Annotated in this window: 14 protein-coding genes and 1 other annotated feature; all 14 genes read right to left on the reverse strand. The window is 48.0% G+C overall.

Features of this window, described 5'->3' with window-relative positions; translation table 11 throughout:
* Positions 1-37: 37 nt before the first annotated feature.
* A complete protein-coding gene (tuf, locus tag R70331_RS27450; protein WP_042181081.1) occupies positions 38-1,228 on the reverse strand; it encodes an elongation factor Tu in 1,191 nt (396 codons plus the stop codon).
* A gap of 109 nt (positions 1,229-1,337) precedes the next feature.
* The gene (fusA, locus tag R70331_RS27455; protein ID WP_042181083.1) at positions 1,338-3,416 is read right to left on the reverse strand and encodes an elongation factor G; all 2,079 of its coding nucleotides are present in this window, start codon (positions 3,414-3,416) and stop codon (positions 1,338-1,340) included.
* A gap of 47 nt (positions 3,417-3,463) precedes the next feature.
* Positions 3,464-3,934 carry a 30S ribosomal protein S7 gene (gene rpsG / locus R70331_RS27460; protein ID WP_020427074.1) on the reverse strand — a complete coding sequence of 157 codons (471 nt, stop codon included), beginning with the start codon at positions 3,932-3,934 and terminating at the stop codon, positions 3,464-3,466.
* Positions 3,935-3,979: 45 nt separating this feature from the next.
* Positions 3,980-4,399: a 30S ribosomal protein S12 gene (gene rpsL, locus R70331_RS27465; RefSeq protein ID WP_039877409.1), complete on the reverse strand. Its 420-nt coding sequence runs from the start codon at positions 4,397-4,399 to the stop codon at positions 3,980-3,982.
* A 134-nt stretch (positions 4,400-4,533) separates the two neighbouring features.
* The gene (locus tag R70331_RS27470) at positions 4,534-4,785 is read right to left on the reverse strand and encodes a ribosomal L7Ae/L30e/S12e/Gadd45 family protein (RefSeq protein ID WP_042181085.1); all 252 of its coding nucleotides are present in this window, start codon (positions 4,783-4,785) and stop codon (positions 4,534-4,536) included.
* A gap of 180 nt (positions 4,786-4,965) precedes the next feature.
* A complete protein-coding gene (gene rpoC, locus R70331_RS27475; RefSeq protein ID WP_042181087.1) occupies positions 4,966-8,577 on the reverse strand; it encodes a DNA-directed RNA polymerase subunit beta' in 3,612 nt (1,203 codons plus the stop codon).
* A 112-nt stretch (positions 8,578-8,689) separates the two neighbouring features.
* On the reverse strand, positions 8,690-12,235 hold the full coding sequence (rpoB, locus tag R70331_RS27480) for a DNA-directed RNA polymerase subunit beta (protein WP_042181089.1): 3,546 nt from the start codon (positions 12,233-12,235) through the stop codon (positions 8,690-8,692).
* A gap of 412 nt (positions 12,236-12,647) precedes the next feature.
* The gene (locus R70331_RS27485) at positions 12,648-13,253 is read right to left on the reverse strand and encodes a class I SAM-dependent methyltransferase (protein ID WP_042183332.1); all 606 of its coding nucleotides are present in this window, start codon (positions 13,251-13,253) and stop codon (positions 12,648-12,650) included.
* A 124-nt stretch (positions 13,254-13,377) separates the two neighbouring features.
* Entirely contained in the window at positions 13,378-13,737 is a 360-nt protein-coding gene (gene rplL, locus R70331_RS27490; RefSeq protein ID WP_042181090.1) for a 50S ribosomal protein L7/L12, read from the reverse strand.
* A gap of 65 nt (positions 13,738-13,802) precedes the next feature.
* Complete coding sequence (rplJ, locus tag R70331_RS27495) at positions 13,803-14,306, reverse strand: 50S ribosomal protein L10 (RefSeq protein ID WP_042181092.1); 504 nt, start codon at positions 14,304-14,306, stop codon at positions 13,803-13,805.
* Positions 14,307-14,370: 64 nt separating this feature from the next.
* Positions 14,371-14,524, reverse strand: a sequence feature (ribosomal protein L10 leader region).
* A 68-nt stretch (positions 14,525-14,592) separates the two neighbouring features.
* Complete coding sequence (rplA, locus tag R70331_RS27500) at positions 14,593-15,285, reverse strand: 50S ribosomal protein L1 (RefSeq protein WP_042181094.1); 693 nt, start codon at positions 15,283-15,285, stop codon at positions 14,593-14,595.
* Positions 15,286-15,366: 81 nt separating this feature from the next.
* On the reverse strand, positions 15,367-15,792 hold the full coding sequence (gene rplK, locus R70331_RS27505) for a 50S ribosomal protein L11 (RefSeq protein WP_019908208.1): 426 nt from the start codon (positions 15,790-15,792) through the stop codon (positions 15,367-15,369).
* Positions 15,793-15,866: 74 nt separating this feature from the next.
* The gene (nusG, locus tag R70331_RS27510) at positions 15,867-16,400 is read right to left on the reverse strand and encodes a transcription termination/antitermination protein NusG (RefSeq protein ID WP_020427084.1); all 534 of its coding nucleotides are present in this window, start codon (positions 16,398-16,400) and stop codon (positions 15,867-15,869) included.
* A gap of 21 nt (positions 16,401-16,421) precedes the next feature.
* The gene (secE, locus tag R70331_RS27515) at positions 16,422-16,613 is read right to left on the reverse strand and encodes a preprotein translocase subunit SecE (protein ID WP_039877418.1); all 192 of its coding nucleotides are present in this window, start codon (positions 16,611-16,613) and stop codon (positions 16,422-16,424) included.
* Between the last annotated feature and the right edge of the window lie 20 nt (positions 16,614-16,633).

Here is a 16,633-nt window from a genome sequence, read left to right on the forward strand (position 1 = left end):
CTCTTATATACGTTCTATCCAAATGGATAGAGCGATATTATTTTTGGATGGATGCTACGGAACCTGCACCAACTGTACGTCCGCCTTCACGAATGGAGAATTTAGTACCTTCTTCAATCGCGATTGGGGAGATCAGTTGTACGGTTACAGTGATGTTATCACCAGGCATAACCATTTCAGTACCTTCTGGCAGGTTGATGATGCCAGTTACGTCAGTTGTACGGAAGTAGAACTGTGGACGGTAACCAGTGAAAAATGGTTTGTGACGTCCGCCTTCTTCTTTAGTCAGAACGTAGATCTGAGCACTGAACTCAGTGTGTGGCTTAACGGAGTTTGGCTTAGCCAATACTTGACCGCGCTCGATGTTGTTACGGTCAACACCACGCAGCAATGCGCCGATGTTGTCGCCAGCTTGAGCGGAATCCAGCAATTTACGGAACATTTCAACGCCCGTAACTACGGATTTCTTAGTTTCTTCGTGAATACCAACGATTTCGATTTCTTCTCCGACTTTAACTGTTCCGCGTTCTACACGGCCAGTTGCCACGGTACCGCGGCCAGTGATGGAGAATACATCTTCGACTGGCATCAAGAAAGGCTTGTCAGTCTGACGCTCAGGCAGTGGGATATAAGTGTCGATAGTTTCGAACATTTCGACAATCTTAGCAGCCCATTCGCCGTCTGGGTTCTGCAGCGCTTCACGAGCGGAACCACGAACGATTGGAGTGTCATCGCCTGGGAAGTCGTATTCGCTCAGCAGATCGCGAACTTCCATTTCAACCAGTTCCAACAACTCTTCGTCTTCAACCATGTCGCATTTGTTCAGGAATACAACGATGTAAGGAACGCCTACCTGACGGGAGAGCAGGATGTGCTCGCGAGTCTGTGGCATTGGGCCGTCAGCTGCGGATACAACCAGGATCGCTCCGTCCATCTGCGCTGCGCCAGTGATCATGTTTTTAACATAGTCGGCGTGTCCAGGGCAGTCTACGTGTGCGTAGTGACGGTTAGGAGTTTCATATTCAACGTGAGCTGTGGAGATAGTGATACCACGTTCGCGCTCTTCTGGAGCTTTATCGATTTGGTCGAAAGCTACAGCTGCACCGCCGTATTTTTTGGACAATACAGTAGTGATTGCAGCAGTCAGAGTCGTTTTACCATGGTCGACGTGACCGATAGTACCGATGTTAACGTGTGGTTTGTTACGTTCAAACTTTGCCTTTGCCATTTGAACAGTTCCTCCTTTAATGTGGGTTCCTTATATTTGAGCCGCCCGCCTATATGCAATTCTTAGATGACTTAAGTGTAATATCCGGACGGCAAGTTAAAAATGGTGATTATTCTCCACCCTTGTTCTTGGAAATGATTTCTTCAGCAATGGATTTAGGTACTTCCTCATAGTGAGAAAGCTCCATTGAGAATACGCCACGTCCTTGAGTACCGGAACGGAGAGTTGTGGAGTATCCGAACATTTCGGACAAAGGCACCTTAGCACGGATAATCTGCGCACCACCACGGGAATCCATACCTTCGATTCTGCCGCGACGGGAGTTCAGCATACCCATAACATCGCCCATGTATTCCTCAGGAACAGTTACTTCCACTTTCATGATTGGTTCAAGAAGAGCAGGCTTACACTTTTCTTTAGCCGCTTTGAGCGCCATCGATCCGGCAATTTTGAATGCCATTTCGTTGGAGTCAACATCATGGTATGAACCATCAACGATGGTTGCCTTAACGTCTACAAGCGGGAAGCCTGCAATAACGCCGTTTTTCATTTGCTCTTCAATACCGGCAAGTGCAGGAGCGATGTATTCTCTTGGTACAGAACCACCGACAACTTTACTTTCGAATTTGCTGCCAGTACCCGGCTCGAGAGGTTCAAATTCAACCCATACGTGACCATACTGACCGCGACCGCCGGATTGGCGAACGAATTTACCTTCAACACGTGCTGGTGCTTTGAATGTTTCGCGGTAAGCAACCTGTGGTTTACCCACGTTGGTTTCTACTTTGAATTCGCGGCGCATACGGTCGATGATAATATCAAGGTGAAGCTCACCCATACCTGCCAGGATGGTTTGGCCAGTTTCTTCATCAGTATGCGCACGAAGAGTTGGATCCTCTTCAGTCAGCTTACCGAGAGCAACGCCCAGCTTATCTTGGTCGGCTTTGGTTTTTGGTTCAACTGCGATTTCGATAACCGGATCAGGGAAGTTCATTGATTCCAGGATTACCGGGTGTTTCTCATCGCAAAGAGTATCGCCAGTACTTGTGTCCTTCAGACCAACAGCTGCTGCGATATCACCAGCGTAAACGATGGAGATTTCTTGACGGCTGTTAGCATGCATCTGCAGAATACGGCCGATACGCTCACGTTTGCCCTTAGTAGCGTTAACTACGTAAGAACCAGATTCCAGAATACCGGAGTATACACGGAAGAACGTAAGTTTACCAACATAAGGATCTGTCATGATTTTAAATGCCAGTGCTGAGAAAGGCTCTTCGTCCGAAGAGTGACGAATTGCTTCAGTTCCGTCATCCAGATGACCTTGAATAGCAGGTACATCTACTGGGGATGGCAAGTAATCAACGACAGCGTCCATCATCAGCTGAACGCCCTTATTGCGGTAGGAGGATCCAACGATTACAGGGAAGATCTTAACTTCTACTACGCCTTTGCGCAGAGCAGCCTTGATCTCATCAACTGTAATTTCTTCACCTTCCAGGTACTTCATAGTCAGGTCTTCGTCAAGTTCTGCTACTTTCTCGATCAGCTCGAGACGCAGAGTCTCAACTTGTTCCAGATAATCAGCCGGAATTTCCGTTACTTCGATGTTTTGACCCAGATCATCTTTAAAGATGTGAGCTTTTTGCTCAACCAGGTCAATAATACCTGTGAAGTCGTTCTCAGCGCCAATTGGCAATTGAATTGCAACTGCATTGGCTTGCAGGCGGTCACGCATGCTCTCAACAACGTTAAGGAAGTCCGCACCAATGATATCCATTTTGTTTACATATGCGATACGAGGTACGCCGTACCGGTCAGCCTGTCTCCATACAGTTTCAGACTGAGGCTCAACGCCTTCTTTCGCACTGAAAACACCAACTGCTCCATCCAATACACGAAGGGAACGTTCAACTTCAACAGTGAAGTCAACGTGTCCTGGAGTATCAATGATATTGATACGGTGACCCTTCCACGCAGCAGTTGTAGCAGCGGATGTAATGGTGATTCCGCGCTCTTGTTCTTGTTCCATCCAGTCCATTGTAGCTGCACCCTCGTGAACTTCACCGATTTTGTGCGTACGGCCTGTGTAGAAAAGAATCCGCTCTGTGGTAGTGGTTTTACCAGCATCAATATGTGCCATGATCCCAATATTACGTGTATTTTTTAAGGAGAACTCTCTTGCCATGAAATGGGTCTCCCTTCAAAATCTGAGTTATTTTAACAGCTATGATCCTACCAGCGGTAGTGAGCAAACGCTTTGTTCGCTTCAGCCATCTTGTGTGTATCTTCGCGTTTCTTAACAGAAGCGCCTGTGTTGTTGGAAGCGTCGATGATCTCAGCCGCCAAACGCTCTTCCATAGTCTTCTCACCGCGGTTGCGTGAGTAGTTCACGAGCCAACGTAATCCCAGAGCAGTACGTCTCTCAGGTTTAACCTCGATAGGTACTTGGTAGTTAGCACCGCCGACACGGCGAGCCTTAACTTCCAATACTGGCATGATATTCTTAATGGCAGCTTCGAAAACTTCCATCGGTTCTTTACCAGTACGTTCTTGGATCAATTTAAACGAATTGTACAGAATGCTTTGAGCGACACCTCTTTTACCACCCAGCATAATGCGGTTGATCAAACGAGTAACCAACTTGCTATTATACAATGGATCTGGCAATACATCTCTCTTAGTAACTGGACCTTTGCGTGGCATGGATATCCCCCTTTCTTAAATGTTTATTATTCAAGTATTGTAATCTTATTTCTTAACCTTAGGACGTTTCGCACCATACTTAGAGCGAGCCTGCATACGGTTAGCTACGCCTGCTGTATCCAGAGCGCCGCGAACGATGTGATAACGAACTCCCGCAAGGTCCTTAACTTTACCTCCGCGCAGCAATACTACGCTGTGCTCCTGAAGGTTGTGTCCGATACCCGGAATGTAAGCAGTCACCTCAAGACGGTTCGTCAAACGAACACGGGCATACTTACGAAGTGCGGAGTTTGGTTTACGTGGTGTCATAGTACCTACACGAGTGCAGACACCGCGTTTTTGCGGAGCGCTCAAATTTGTACTCTCACGCTTGAGGGCGTTAAACCCTTTTTGAAGAGCGGGAGACTTCGATTTCTCGATTTTGGCTTGACGGCCCTTACGAACCAGTTGATTAATAGTTGGCATTTGTTGTGCCACCCCCTTCCTGAAATAGTAATCCATTTACGAACTTTAAGTCCACAGACCCAGGCGGTTCATAAAAAGACAAATGAAAAGTCTTTGCTGCCGAAGTACACCCCGGTACAAAAACATCTTTCGTGCTATTGTTTTAAGACGGCTGCCATAGCAGCACCAACTTCGATACCACAGGCCTTGCCCAAATTCAGCATTGTATCTACATAAGTGATCTTCACACCTTGTTTGTTGCAAAGCATAACAATTCTGGAAGTAATCCGTTGATCTCCGTCCTCTGCCACATAGACTTCTGCGGCCTGGCCCAATTCCACCGCCTTAACGGTTTGCTTGGTACCGATCTTGACCTGAGCATCCTGTAATCCTCTGTCATCAGTCATAATATCCATTACCTCCAATGAACAAGAATAACAAGGCCACTCACGCACCTTAGACATATTAGCATTATCAGAAGATGAAGTCAAGCAATTCAGCAATAAATTTATAAAAATCCACAGCAGTCAGCCGCGCTGCGGAGCATTACGCTCCGCGCGCGGAATCTGCATGCCGTGATTATTACATTACTCGGCTGGAACCGTTTCTAGAGCCTCTTGCTCACTCTCTGCATTCGGATCACTCAGCTTCACATTACGGTAGCGGTTCATACCAGTTCCCGCAGGAATCAGCTTACCGATGATAACATTTTCTTTCAGTCCAAGAAGTTTATCCACTTTACCCTTAATTGCTGCATCGGTCAGGACGCGGGTAGTTTCTTGGAAGGATGCTGCAGACAGGAAGGAATCCGTCTCCAGGGAAGCCTTGGTAATACCGAGCAGTACTGGTTTGGCAACTGCCGGCTCCTTACCGGAAAGGATAGCTTCCTTGTTGGCTGCTTCAAATTCCTGAATATCCGCAAAGGCACCCGGAAGAAGAGTAGTCTCTCCGGCGTCGATAATACGGATTTTGCGCAGCATCTGCTTAATCATAACTTCAATGTGCTTATCGTTAATTTCTACGCCCTGGTTACGGTATACGCGCTGTACTTCCTGCAGAATGTAATTCTGCACCCCGCGGATACCCTTAATGCGCAGCATTTCTTTAGGGTCAATAGAACCGTCTGTCAGCTCATCCCCGGCTTCAATCTCCTGGCCTTCACTGACACGCAGACGCGAACCGTAAGTGATGGAGTACGTCTTGGATTCTGCTTCACCTTGAACCTCGATTTCACGGCGGTCCTTCGTTTCGCGGATTTCCTTAATTACCCCGTCAATCTCACTGATTGTAGCCTGACCCTTAGGGTTACGGGCCTCGAACAACTCCTGGATACGCGGCAAACCTTGCGTGATGTCATCACCGGCAACACCCCCGGTATGGAAGGTACGCATGGTAAGCTGGGTTCCCGGCTCACCGATGGATTGAGCGGCAATAATGCCGACAGCTTCACCGATTTCCACGAATTTACCTGTTGCCAGGTTACGTCCGTAGCATTTTTTGCAGACACCGTGACGGGCACGGCAGCTCAGTACAGAGCGGATCTGCAGCTTAGTTACACCAGCATTTACGATTTCTTCAGCCTTATCAGAGTCAATCAGATCGTTACGGTGAACGATGATTTCCTTAGTCTCCGGATGACGGACAGTTTCGAAAGAGTAGCGGCCTTCAATACGGTCGTACAGATCCTCAATAACTTCCTTACCATCCTGGATACGGCTTACTGTAAAGCCTTTATCAGTACCGCAATCTTCTTCACGTACGATTACGTCTTGGGCCACGTCTACGAGACGGCGGGTCAGGTAACCGGAATCCGCTGTACGCAGCGCTGTATCGGCAAGACCTTTACGCGCTCCGTGCGTCGAGATAAAGTACTCGAGGACGGTCAGACCTTCACGGAAGTTCGCTTTAATCGGTAATTCAAAGATACGGCCGGATGGTGTCGCCATCAGTCCGCGCATACCGCCCAGCTGGGTGATCTGCGATTTGTTACCGCGCGCCTTGGAATCAACCATGAGCATGATCGAGTTGAAACGGTCCATCGACTTCAGCAGGATGTTCGTAAGTTCATCCTTAGTCTTCGACCAGATTTCAATAACACGGTCATAACGCTCGTCATTGGTGATCAGACCACGGCGGTACTGGTTGGCAACCACATTAACCTTAGCATCCGATTCTTCAAGAATCTTAGTCTTTTCTTCAGGTACTACAACGTCTGATACGGCAACTGTTACACCGGAACGTGTGGAATACGTGAATCCGAGCTGTTTGATTTTATCCAGAATCATGGATGTTTTGGTTGTGTGGTAGGTCTCGAAGCAGCGTGCAATAATCAGACCGAGATATTCCTTACCTACAGCACTTGCATCCTCAGCACTCATGATGCGTTCACGGATATCGGCGCCTTTTTCGTAGATGAAGTATTTCTCAGGTGTTCCTTGCAGCAGGTTTGCTTTGGTTGCTTCGTTGATATATGGGAAACTGCTCGGATAAATTTCATTGAAGATAATTTTACCGATTGTTGTAATCAGCATTGCATTCTGCTGTTCTTCTGTAAAGTTGGTTTTACCCAGTGCTTTAACAGGAATAGCCACACGTGCATGCAGACCTGCAGTTCCGCGCTGATAAGCTGATACGGCCTCATTCACATTACGCAGGATCATACCTGTGCCTTTTTCTTCCTTGTTGTCCATAGTCAGGTAAAATGTACCTAAGACCATATCCTGGGAAGGAGTAACAACCGGCTTACCATCCTTAGGGTTAAGGATATTACCGGATGCAAGCATCAGGAGACGCGCTTCCGCCTGGGCTTCAGCTGACAGAGGAACGTGCACCGCCATCTGGTCACCGTCAAAGTCGGCGTTGTAAGCCGTACATACGAGCGGGTGAAGACGGATCGCATGACCTTCTACCAGAATCGGTTCAAAAGCCTGGATACCGAGTCTATGCAGCGTAGGGGCACGGTTCAGCAGAACCGGATGCTCTCTGATTACTTCTTCAAGGACATCCCATACTTCAGGGCTTACGCGTTCAACCTTGCGCTTAGCACTCTTAATGTTGTGGGCAAGACCTTTATTAACCAGCTCTTTCATAACAAACGGCTTGAAAAGTTCGAGAGCCATTTTCTTAGGAAGACCGCATTGGTACATCTTCAGATATGGTCCTACAACGATAACGGAACGTCCGGAGTAGTCAACACGTTTACCGAGCAAGTTCTGACGGAAACGTCCCTGTTTACCTTTCAGCATATGGCTGAGGGATTTGAGCGGACGGTTACCAGGACCTGTTACAGGACGGCCGCGGCGGCCGTTGTCGATCAGAGCATCGACAGCTTCCTGAAGCATACGTTTTTCGTTCTGCACGATGATGTCAGGAGCACCCAGATCCAGCAGTCTCTTAAGACGGTTATTACGGTTGATTACACGGCGGTACAGGTCATTAAGGTCAGACGTAGCAAAACGGCCGCCATCCAGCTGAACCATCGGACGAAGCTCCGGCGGAATTACCGGGAGTACATCCATGATCATCCAGTCAGGTTTGTTGCCGGAGTTACGGAAGGCTTCAATAACTTCAAGGCGTTTGATTGCCCGGTTACGGCGCTGGCCTTGAGCCGTGCGCAGTTCTTCCTTGAGGAATTCCAATTCCTTCTCGATATCGATATCCTGGAGCAGTTTTTTGACTGCTTCAGCACCCATACCTGCCTGGAATCCGTAGCCGTATTTTTCACGATAGCTGCGGTATTCTTTTTCGGACAGGAGCTGCTTCTTCTCCAGCGGTGTTTCGCCTGGATCTGTTACAACATAGGATGCGAAATAGATGATCTCTTCAAGCGATCTTGGGGACATATCCAGAGCAAGACCCATACGGCTTGGAATGCCTTTGAAATACCAGATATGAGATACCGGAGCTGCCAGCTCGATATGGCCCATACGTTCGCGGCGCACTTTAGCGCGGGTAACTTCCACGCCGCAGCGGTCGCAGACAACGCCCTTATAACGGACGCGTTTGTATTTACCACAGTGACATTCCCAGTCCTTTTGCGGTCCAAAAATACGCTCGCAGAACAAGCCTTCTTTTTCCGGTTTTAACGTGCGGTAGTTAATGGTTTCCGGTTTTTTTACTTCTCCGCGGGACCAAGAACGAATTTTTTCCGGAGAAGCAAGCCCGATTTTCATAAATTCAAAATTGTTAACGTCCAACAAGGAGCAACCCTCCTTAACCTATATCCTGAATTAGTACCGGAGGCCCTCCCTTGACGGTTACATCAAAAGAGGGCACGGTCCTTTTAAATACAATTTATATCTCGACTATGGATTAATCGGCACCGACTTCTGCACCCTCTAAATTAAGGCTCAGCTTGTCGCCTGACGTCTCGTCTTCATCGTCCAGTTCCTTCATCTCGATCTCCTGCTCGTCGCCGCTGAGGATTTTGACGTCCATACCAAGCGACTGCAGCTCCTTGATGAGTACCTTGAACGATTCCGGAACACCCGGTTCTGGAACATTTTCGCCTTTGACGATCGATTCGTATGTTTTCACACGACCGACCACGTCATCGGACTTCACGGTTAAGATCTCTTGCAGCGTATATGCGGCACCGTACGCCTCAAGCGCCCATACTTCCATTTCCCCGAACCGCTGTCCGCCGAACTGAGCTTTACCGCCGAGCGGCTGCTGCGTAACGAGGGAGTAAGGTCCTGTGGAACGGGCATGGATTTTATCATCAACCATGTGCGCCAGCTTGATCATGTGCATGACACCGACAGTAACCTCGCGCTCGAAGCGCTCGCCTGTACGTCCGTCATACAGCACTGTCTTACCGTTACGCTGCATGCCTGCTTCTTCCATAGTGTCGAACACGTCGTTCTCACGCGCCCCGTCGAATACCGGAGTAGCAATGTGGATACCCAGCTGCAATGCAGCCATACCGATATGAACCTCAAGCACCTGTCCGATGTTCATACGGGAAGGTACGCCCAGTGGGTTCAGAACTACCTGCACAGGTGTACCATCCGGAAGGAAAGGCATATCCTCTTCAGGCATGATACGGGCAACGACACCTTTGTTACCGTGACGTCCCGCCATCTTGTCACCCTCAGAAATCTTACGTTTCTGGGCGATATAGACGCGGACCAGCTGATTAACGCCCGGAGGCAGCTCATCGCCGTTCTCACGGGTGAAGACCTTAACGTCAACAATGATACCGTCACTGCCGTGAGGAACGCGCAGCGAGGTGTCACGCACTTCGCGGGCCTTCTCACCAAAGATCGCATGCAGCAGGCGTTCTTCAGCTGTCAGTTCCGTTACACCCTTAGGAGTAACCTTACCGACAAGAATATCGCCAGCATTGATTTCGGCACCGATGCGGATAATACCGCGCTCGTCAAGATTGCGCAGAGCCTCTTCACCCACGTTAGGAATGTCGCGGGTAATCTCTTCAGGTCCAAGCTTCGTGTCACGGGCTTCGGATTCATATTCCTCGATGTGGATCGAAGTGTATACATCTTCCTTAACCAGCTTTTCACTCAGCAGAATGGCATCCTCATAGTTGTAGCCTTCCCATGTCATGAACGCAACAACTACGTTGCGGCCCAGAGCCAATTCGCCCATTTCAGTGGAAGGACCGTCTGCCAGAATGTCACCTTTTTTAACAATGTCCCCTCTTTTAGCCAGAGGACGCTGATTAATACAGGTACCTTGGTTCGAACGCATAAATTTGTGTAATTTATATTTAACGATATCGCCTTTAACTTCCTTGCCGTCAACAGACTCAACGCGGCGCAGCCAAATTTCGTTGGCAGAGGAGCGTTCAATGATACCGTCATACTTGGAAACAATACATACGCCTGAATCTTTAGCGGATTTATGCTCCATCCCTGTGCCGACAAGCGGTGCTTTCGGAATCAGAAGCGGAACGGCCTGACGCTGCATGTTCGATCCCATCAGTGCGCGGTTGGAGTCATCGTTCTCCAGGAACGGAATGAGCGCCGTAGCGACCGATACAACCTGTTTTGGCGAAACGTCCATGTAGTCAACGCGATTACTAGGCATTGTAGTAATGTTGTCGGAGTCTTTGTTGTAACGGACGATAACCATATCTTCTTTGAACGCACCATCTTCATCAATCAGTACATTCGCCTGGGCTACGACATAGTTATCTTCTTCATCGGCAGTCAGATAGTCAATCTGCTCGGTAACCTTGCCTGTCTTAGGATCCACCCAACGGTACGGTGCTTCAATGAAGCCATACTCATTGATGCGGGCAAAGGTGGACAAGGAGTTGATCAGACCGATATTCGGACCTTCCGGTGTTTCGATTGGACACATACGGCCGTAGTGACTGTGATGAACGTCGCGGACTTCAAAGCCTGCGCGCTCACGGGTCAGACCGCCGGGTCCGAGTGCCGATAGACGGCGTTTGTGCGTAAGTTCTGCAAGCGGGTTCGTCTGATCCATAAACTGGGACAGCTGCGAACTTCCGAAGAACTCTTTAATGGACGCAATCACGGGACGTATGTTGATCAGAGCCTGCGGAGTAATCGCATTGGCATCCTGAATCGACATTCTCTCGCGCACTACGCGTTCCATACGGGATAAACCGATACGGAACTGGTTCTGCAGCAGCTCACCCACTGAGCGCAGACGACGGTTACCCAAGTGGTCGATATCATCCGTGTTGCCGATACCGTGCAGCAAATTAATAAAGTAGCTGATCGAGGAAATAATATCAGCCTGGGTAATATGCTTGACCGATTTGTCGATGTTGCCGTTGGCAATCAGCTTGATAACCCGTCCTTCTTCGATCGGCGAGAACACATCGATCGTCTGCAGAGGAATATCCAAGCTGTCCATAACTCCGCCCGTTACACGGTAGTTCTTGGCAGCAACGTTTTTCTCGAAATAAGGAATCAGCTCATCAAGCAGACGGCGGTCAACCATTTGACCGGACTCCGCCAGAATCTCACCCGTAGCTTCATCAACGAGCGGCTGAGCCAGACGCTGATTAAACAGGCGGTTCTTGATGTGCAGTTTTTTGTTGATTTTGTAGCGGCCGACATTGGCCAGATCATAGCGCTTCGGATCAAAGAAACGTGCGACCAAAAGGCTCTTGGCATTGTCAAGTGTCGGAGGTTCGCCCGGACGGAGCCGCTCATAAATTTCGATAAGCGCTTTTTCCGTAGAATCCGTATTGTCTTTATCCAGCGTATTGCGAATATATTCATCATTACCAAGCAATTCCAGAATCTCGGCATCGCTACCGAAACCAAGAGCACGCAGCAGCACGGTAACCGGAATTTTGCGTGTACGGTCAATCCGGACATACATAATATCCTTAGCATCCGTTTCAAGCTCCAGCCAGGCTCCTCGGTTAGGAATCACTGTGGCGGTGTAGGTTTTTTTGCCGTTTTTATCCACTTTTGTGCTGAAATAGACGCTTGGAGAGCGAACCAACTGGCTGACAATAACCCGTTCCGCACCATTGATAATAAAAGTGCCGGTCTCCGTCATCAGCGGGAAATCTCCCATGAACACTTCCTGCTCTTTGACCTCACCGGTCTCCTTATTAATGAGCCGTACCTTAACCCGCAGAGGAGCCGCATATGTTACGTCCCGCTCTTTAGCGTCGTCAACCGTATACTTCGGTTCACCCAGGCTGTAATCAATGAACTCTAGTACCAAATTACCCGTGAAATCCTGGATCGGCGAGATGTCCTGGAACATTTCCCGCAATCCTTCCTCCAAAAACCAATCATAAGATTTTTGTTGGATCTCGATCAGGTTCGGGACCTCGAGTACCTCGTTAATTCTCGCATAGCTCCGCCGAGTGCGTCGACCATACTGAACAAGATGTCCTGCCAACTTTACTCACCCCTCATGTCTACTCACTTAAAAATTGATTGCGAACCCTTGTTTGGACCCGTATAATGGAACCATAACATAAGGATTCGACCATAAATAAAGAAAAGCCCTTATCGAAATCTTCGAAAAAAGAGCGCATCTATCCATGGCCAAAATACTCCTCATCCAGTAGATTTGCCCAAAACGTACATATTATACGTCACCAAGCAACGGTTTATGCGCTATTACCTATTATCCCGGCGACCTTCGCCGTGACAGTAACATAGAGAACTGAATTCGCACAAACTTGCCTAACGGCTTGCGCTTGCCGGCGACAATATATTACTTGACATTTCAGCAAACTAAAGACATGGAGCCTAGGTTAATACTGACATTTTATAATAATACCACTATCAAAAGCCCATGTCAATATTTAATTAACAGATTTCTGAGCTTTAATAATACGGTATCCCTTATCTTTCCCCGCTTCTTCCACAACCGTGAACAGGCTTTCCAGCTTAGCCGCCGCCGAAGGTGCTCCTTGTTTCTTTTGAATCACAACCCAAAGTATCCCGTTCTCATTCAAATGCTCAAACGCTTGTTCAAATATTTGATGCACTACAGCTTTACCCGCCCGGATCGGAGGATTCGTCAGAATCACATCGAACTTCTGCCCCTGCACAGCGGACAGTACATCACTCTCTTTTACTGTAATGTTCTTGACGCCGTTGTTCACGGCATTCTCACGGGCAAGCTCCACTGCGCGGCTGTTGATATCAATCATTGTGACATGACCTTTAGGAGATAGAAGCGCAGCGCTAATTCCAATAGGGCCATATCCGCAGCCTACATCGAGCACAGCCGCCCCGTCCGCAATTTCCATTGTTTCAATTAGAACACGACTCCCGTAGTCGATATCTCCTTTCGAGAAAACACCGGCATCGCTGGTAAATCGGAGGTTTTTTCCCCTCAGCACCGTATCGATCGTCCGTCTGTCATGACGTGCATCCGGCTGCTGAGAGTAATAATGCTGCGACATAAGATCCTCCCTTTCCATTTCCGTAAAGATGTCTTTATACAGCAACCCCCTTGAACAAGTTCAAGGGGGTTGCATAAACCGGGAAGAATTACTCCCGCCCGGGGCATTGCTTTATGGAAGCGAATTACTTCACTTCTACGCCAGCGCCTGCTTCTTCCAATTTTGCTTTGGTAGCATCGGCTTCTTCTTTGCTTACTTTTTCTTTGATTGCTTTAGGAGCGTTGTCTACGAGGTCTTTAGCTTCTTTCAAGCCCAGGCCTGTGATTTCGCGAACGATCTTGATAACGTTGATCTTGGAAGCGCCAGCGCTTGTCAGGATTACGTCGAATTCGGATTGCTCTTCTTCTACTGCTGCTACTGCACCGCCAGCTGCTACTGGAGCTGCTGCAGTTACACCGAATTCTTCTTCGATTGCTTTTACCAGGTCGTTCAGTTCCAGTACGCTCATGCCTTTAATTTCTTCTAAGATTGTTTCTTTGCTCATGATTGAACCTCCATTTTATATTAGAATTTGTTTGTGGTCTTGATTACGAGACTAGAATCAAAGGCTTACGCGCTTTGTTCTTCTTTCTCTGCAACAGCTTTAACTGCAAGCGCGAAGTTGCGCATTGGAGCTTGAAGCACACTAAGCAGCATGGAGAGCAAACCTTCGCGTGAAGGAAGTTCTGCCAGTGCTTTCAGTTGATCCGCATCGATGACTTTGCCTTCAACAACGCCGCCCTTCAGTTTCAGAGCATCGTTCTTCTTTGCGAAGTCGTTCAAAATTTTGGCTGCTACTACCGCATCAGTTTCACTGAATGCGATCGCTGTAGGACCAGTCAGGACAGCGTCCAGATCAGTCAGCTCAGCTGCAGCAGTTGCGCGGCGAAGCAATGTGTTTTTCAGGACTTGAAAATCAACACCAGCTTCACGAAGCTGCTTACGCAGTTCAGTTACCTGGGCAACGTTCAATCCGCGGTAGTCCACAACAACAGTAGAGATATTGTTCTGCAGTTTGCCGGTAACAACATCAACCGCATCCTGTTTAGCTTGGATTACTTTTGCATTTGCCAATTGTATACACCTCCTGAAAATTTATGTGACGGCGTCTTTTCCGAAAAATCCCCGCCGTTCCTACGCAGGCATTAGAAAAGCCTCCGCAGAATCACGAAGGCTTGATAAAAGGAAAGCGGCTCAGGCAGCGCCCGGCACTTCTTATTTCTATCACAACACCTCGGTAGGGAATTAAGCCTTGCGGCACCTACTGTCTACGGTAAGCATATTCAAGTTCAAGAATGATCACCTTAAAGTTCACAACTGTTATAGATTATCAAAGATAACTCAAAGAGTCAACCCCTAATTATCTGAATGCAGCTGCATTTACACGAGCGCTAGGTCCCATAGTGGACGAAATTGCGATGCCTTTAAGGTATACACCTTTAGCAGCAGCTGGTTTCGCACGGTTCAGAGCGTCCATAAGAGCTTTAAGATTTTCGTTCAGTTGTTCAGGAGCAAAAGACACTTTGCCGATTGGCGCGTGAATTTGACCTGCTTTATCGAGACGGTATTCGATTTTACCGGCTTTGATTTCTTGCACAGCCTTGGTAACGTCGAAAGTAACTGTACCTGCTTTAGGGTTAGGCATGAGGCCTTTACCACCGAGCAGACGACCCAGTTTACCGACTTCGCTCATCATATCAGGTGTAGCTACGCAGACATCGAATTCAAACCAGCCCTGTTGGATTTTGTTGATCATATCAGCATCACCAACATAATCGGCACCGGCAGCTTCCGCTTCCTTCGCTTTTTCACCTTTTGCAAATACAAGCACGCGTTGTGTTTTGCCTGTGCCGTGTGGCAGGACAACTACACCACGAACTGCTTGGTCTTGTTTACGCGGGTCTACACCCAGACGAACTGCTGCTTCAACGGTTTCGTCGAATTTGGCAGTTGCCGCCTTTTTCACAAGCTCTACAGCTTCTGAAGGCTCGTAAGTTGCTTCGCTGTTGATCAGCTTAGCAGATTCCAGGTATTTCTTACCATGTTTAGCCATGAAAATGTTCCTCCTTTGTGGTGTTAGCGGAAATTCCTCCCACATATTGCGGTCATAAATGACCGGTTCATCGAATACCTATTAGTCTTCGATTGTGATACCCATAGAACGGGCAGTACCTTCAACCATACGCATTGCAGCTTCAACAGATGCAGCGTTAAGGTCAGGCATTTTGGTTTCGGCGATTTCACGAACCGCTGCGCGGCCGAGTTTCGCTACTTTTTTCTTGTTTGGTTCACCGGATCCTTTTTCTACTTTCGCAGCAATGCGAAGCAGAACGGCAGCCGGAGGAGTTTTAGTGATGAAAGTAAAGGAACGGTCTTCAAACACTGTAATTTCAACCGGGATGATCAGACCAGCCTGGTCAGCAGTACGAGCGTTGAATTCCTTACAGAATGCCATGATGTTGACACCTGCTTGACCTAACGCCGGACCTACTGGAGGCGCTGGATTCGCTTTCCCTGCAGGAATCTGCAGTTTCACCATTTTAATTACTTTTTTAGCCATGAGTGACACCTCCTTGCAAAAATAGTGGTATTCGAATGCTTATCGCATTCTCCCACAAGAAACCCTTAACACTGTTATATTTTCTCCACTTGAGTGAAATCCAACTCCAGCGGGGTTTCCCGTCCAAACATGTTGACATGCACCTTAATCTTGCTCTTGTCGGCCAAAATTTCTTCCACGGAGCCCACGAAATTCGCAAAAGGCCCAACCATAATACGTACGGATTCCTTAATTTCGAAATCAATCTTCGCTTTAGGTTCAACCATGCCCATATGCTTCAGAATTTGTTCAACCTCTTCCGGAAGCAAAGCGGTAGGCTTGGATCCGGAACCTGTCGAACCGACAAATCCGGTAACGCCCGGCGTATTGCGGACAACATACCATGAATCATCAGTCTGAACCATTTCAACCAAAACATAACCGGGGTAAACTTTACGCATAACGGTTTTTTTCTTGCCGTCTTTGTTTACCAATTCCTCTTCCATAGGAACAAGAACGCGGAATATTTTGTCTTCCATGCCCATGGACTCAACGCGTTTTTCCAAATTGGCCTTAACCTTATTCTCATACCCGGAATAGGTATGAACAACATACCATCTTTTTTCCATACCAAGCCACCTTGGACCTCTCTAAATAATCGCTTCAATTGCAGCGGAAATAATGATGTCCAGAACCCAGAAGTAAACAGCGACAACTACAATAGTACCGAGAACGATCATTGTATAGTTTTTCAGCTCTTTACGGCTAGGCCAGCGAACTTTTTTGAGTTCACTCCAGCTCTCAGTGAAAAAGGAAAACAGAGACTTGAAACTACGTTTCACGCCGACTACACCTCCAAAGA

The organism is Paenibacillus sp. FSL R7-0331, assembly GCF_000758645.1.
Lineage (GTDB): Bacteria > Bacillota > Bacilli > Paenibacillales > Paenibacillaceae > Paenibacillus_AQ > Paenibacillus_AQ camerounensis.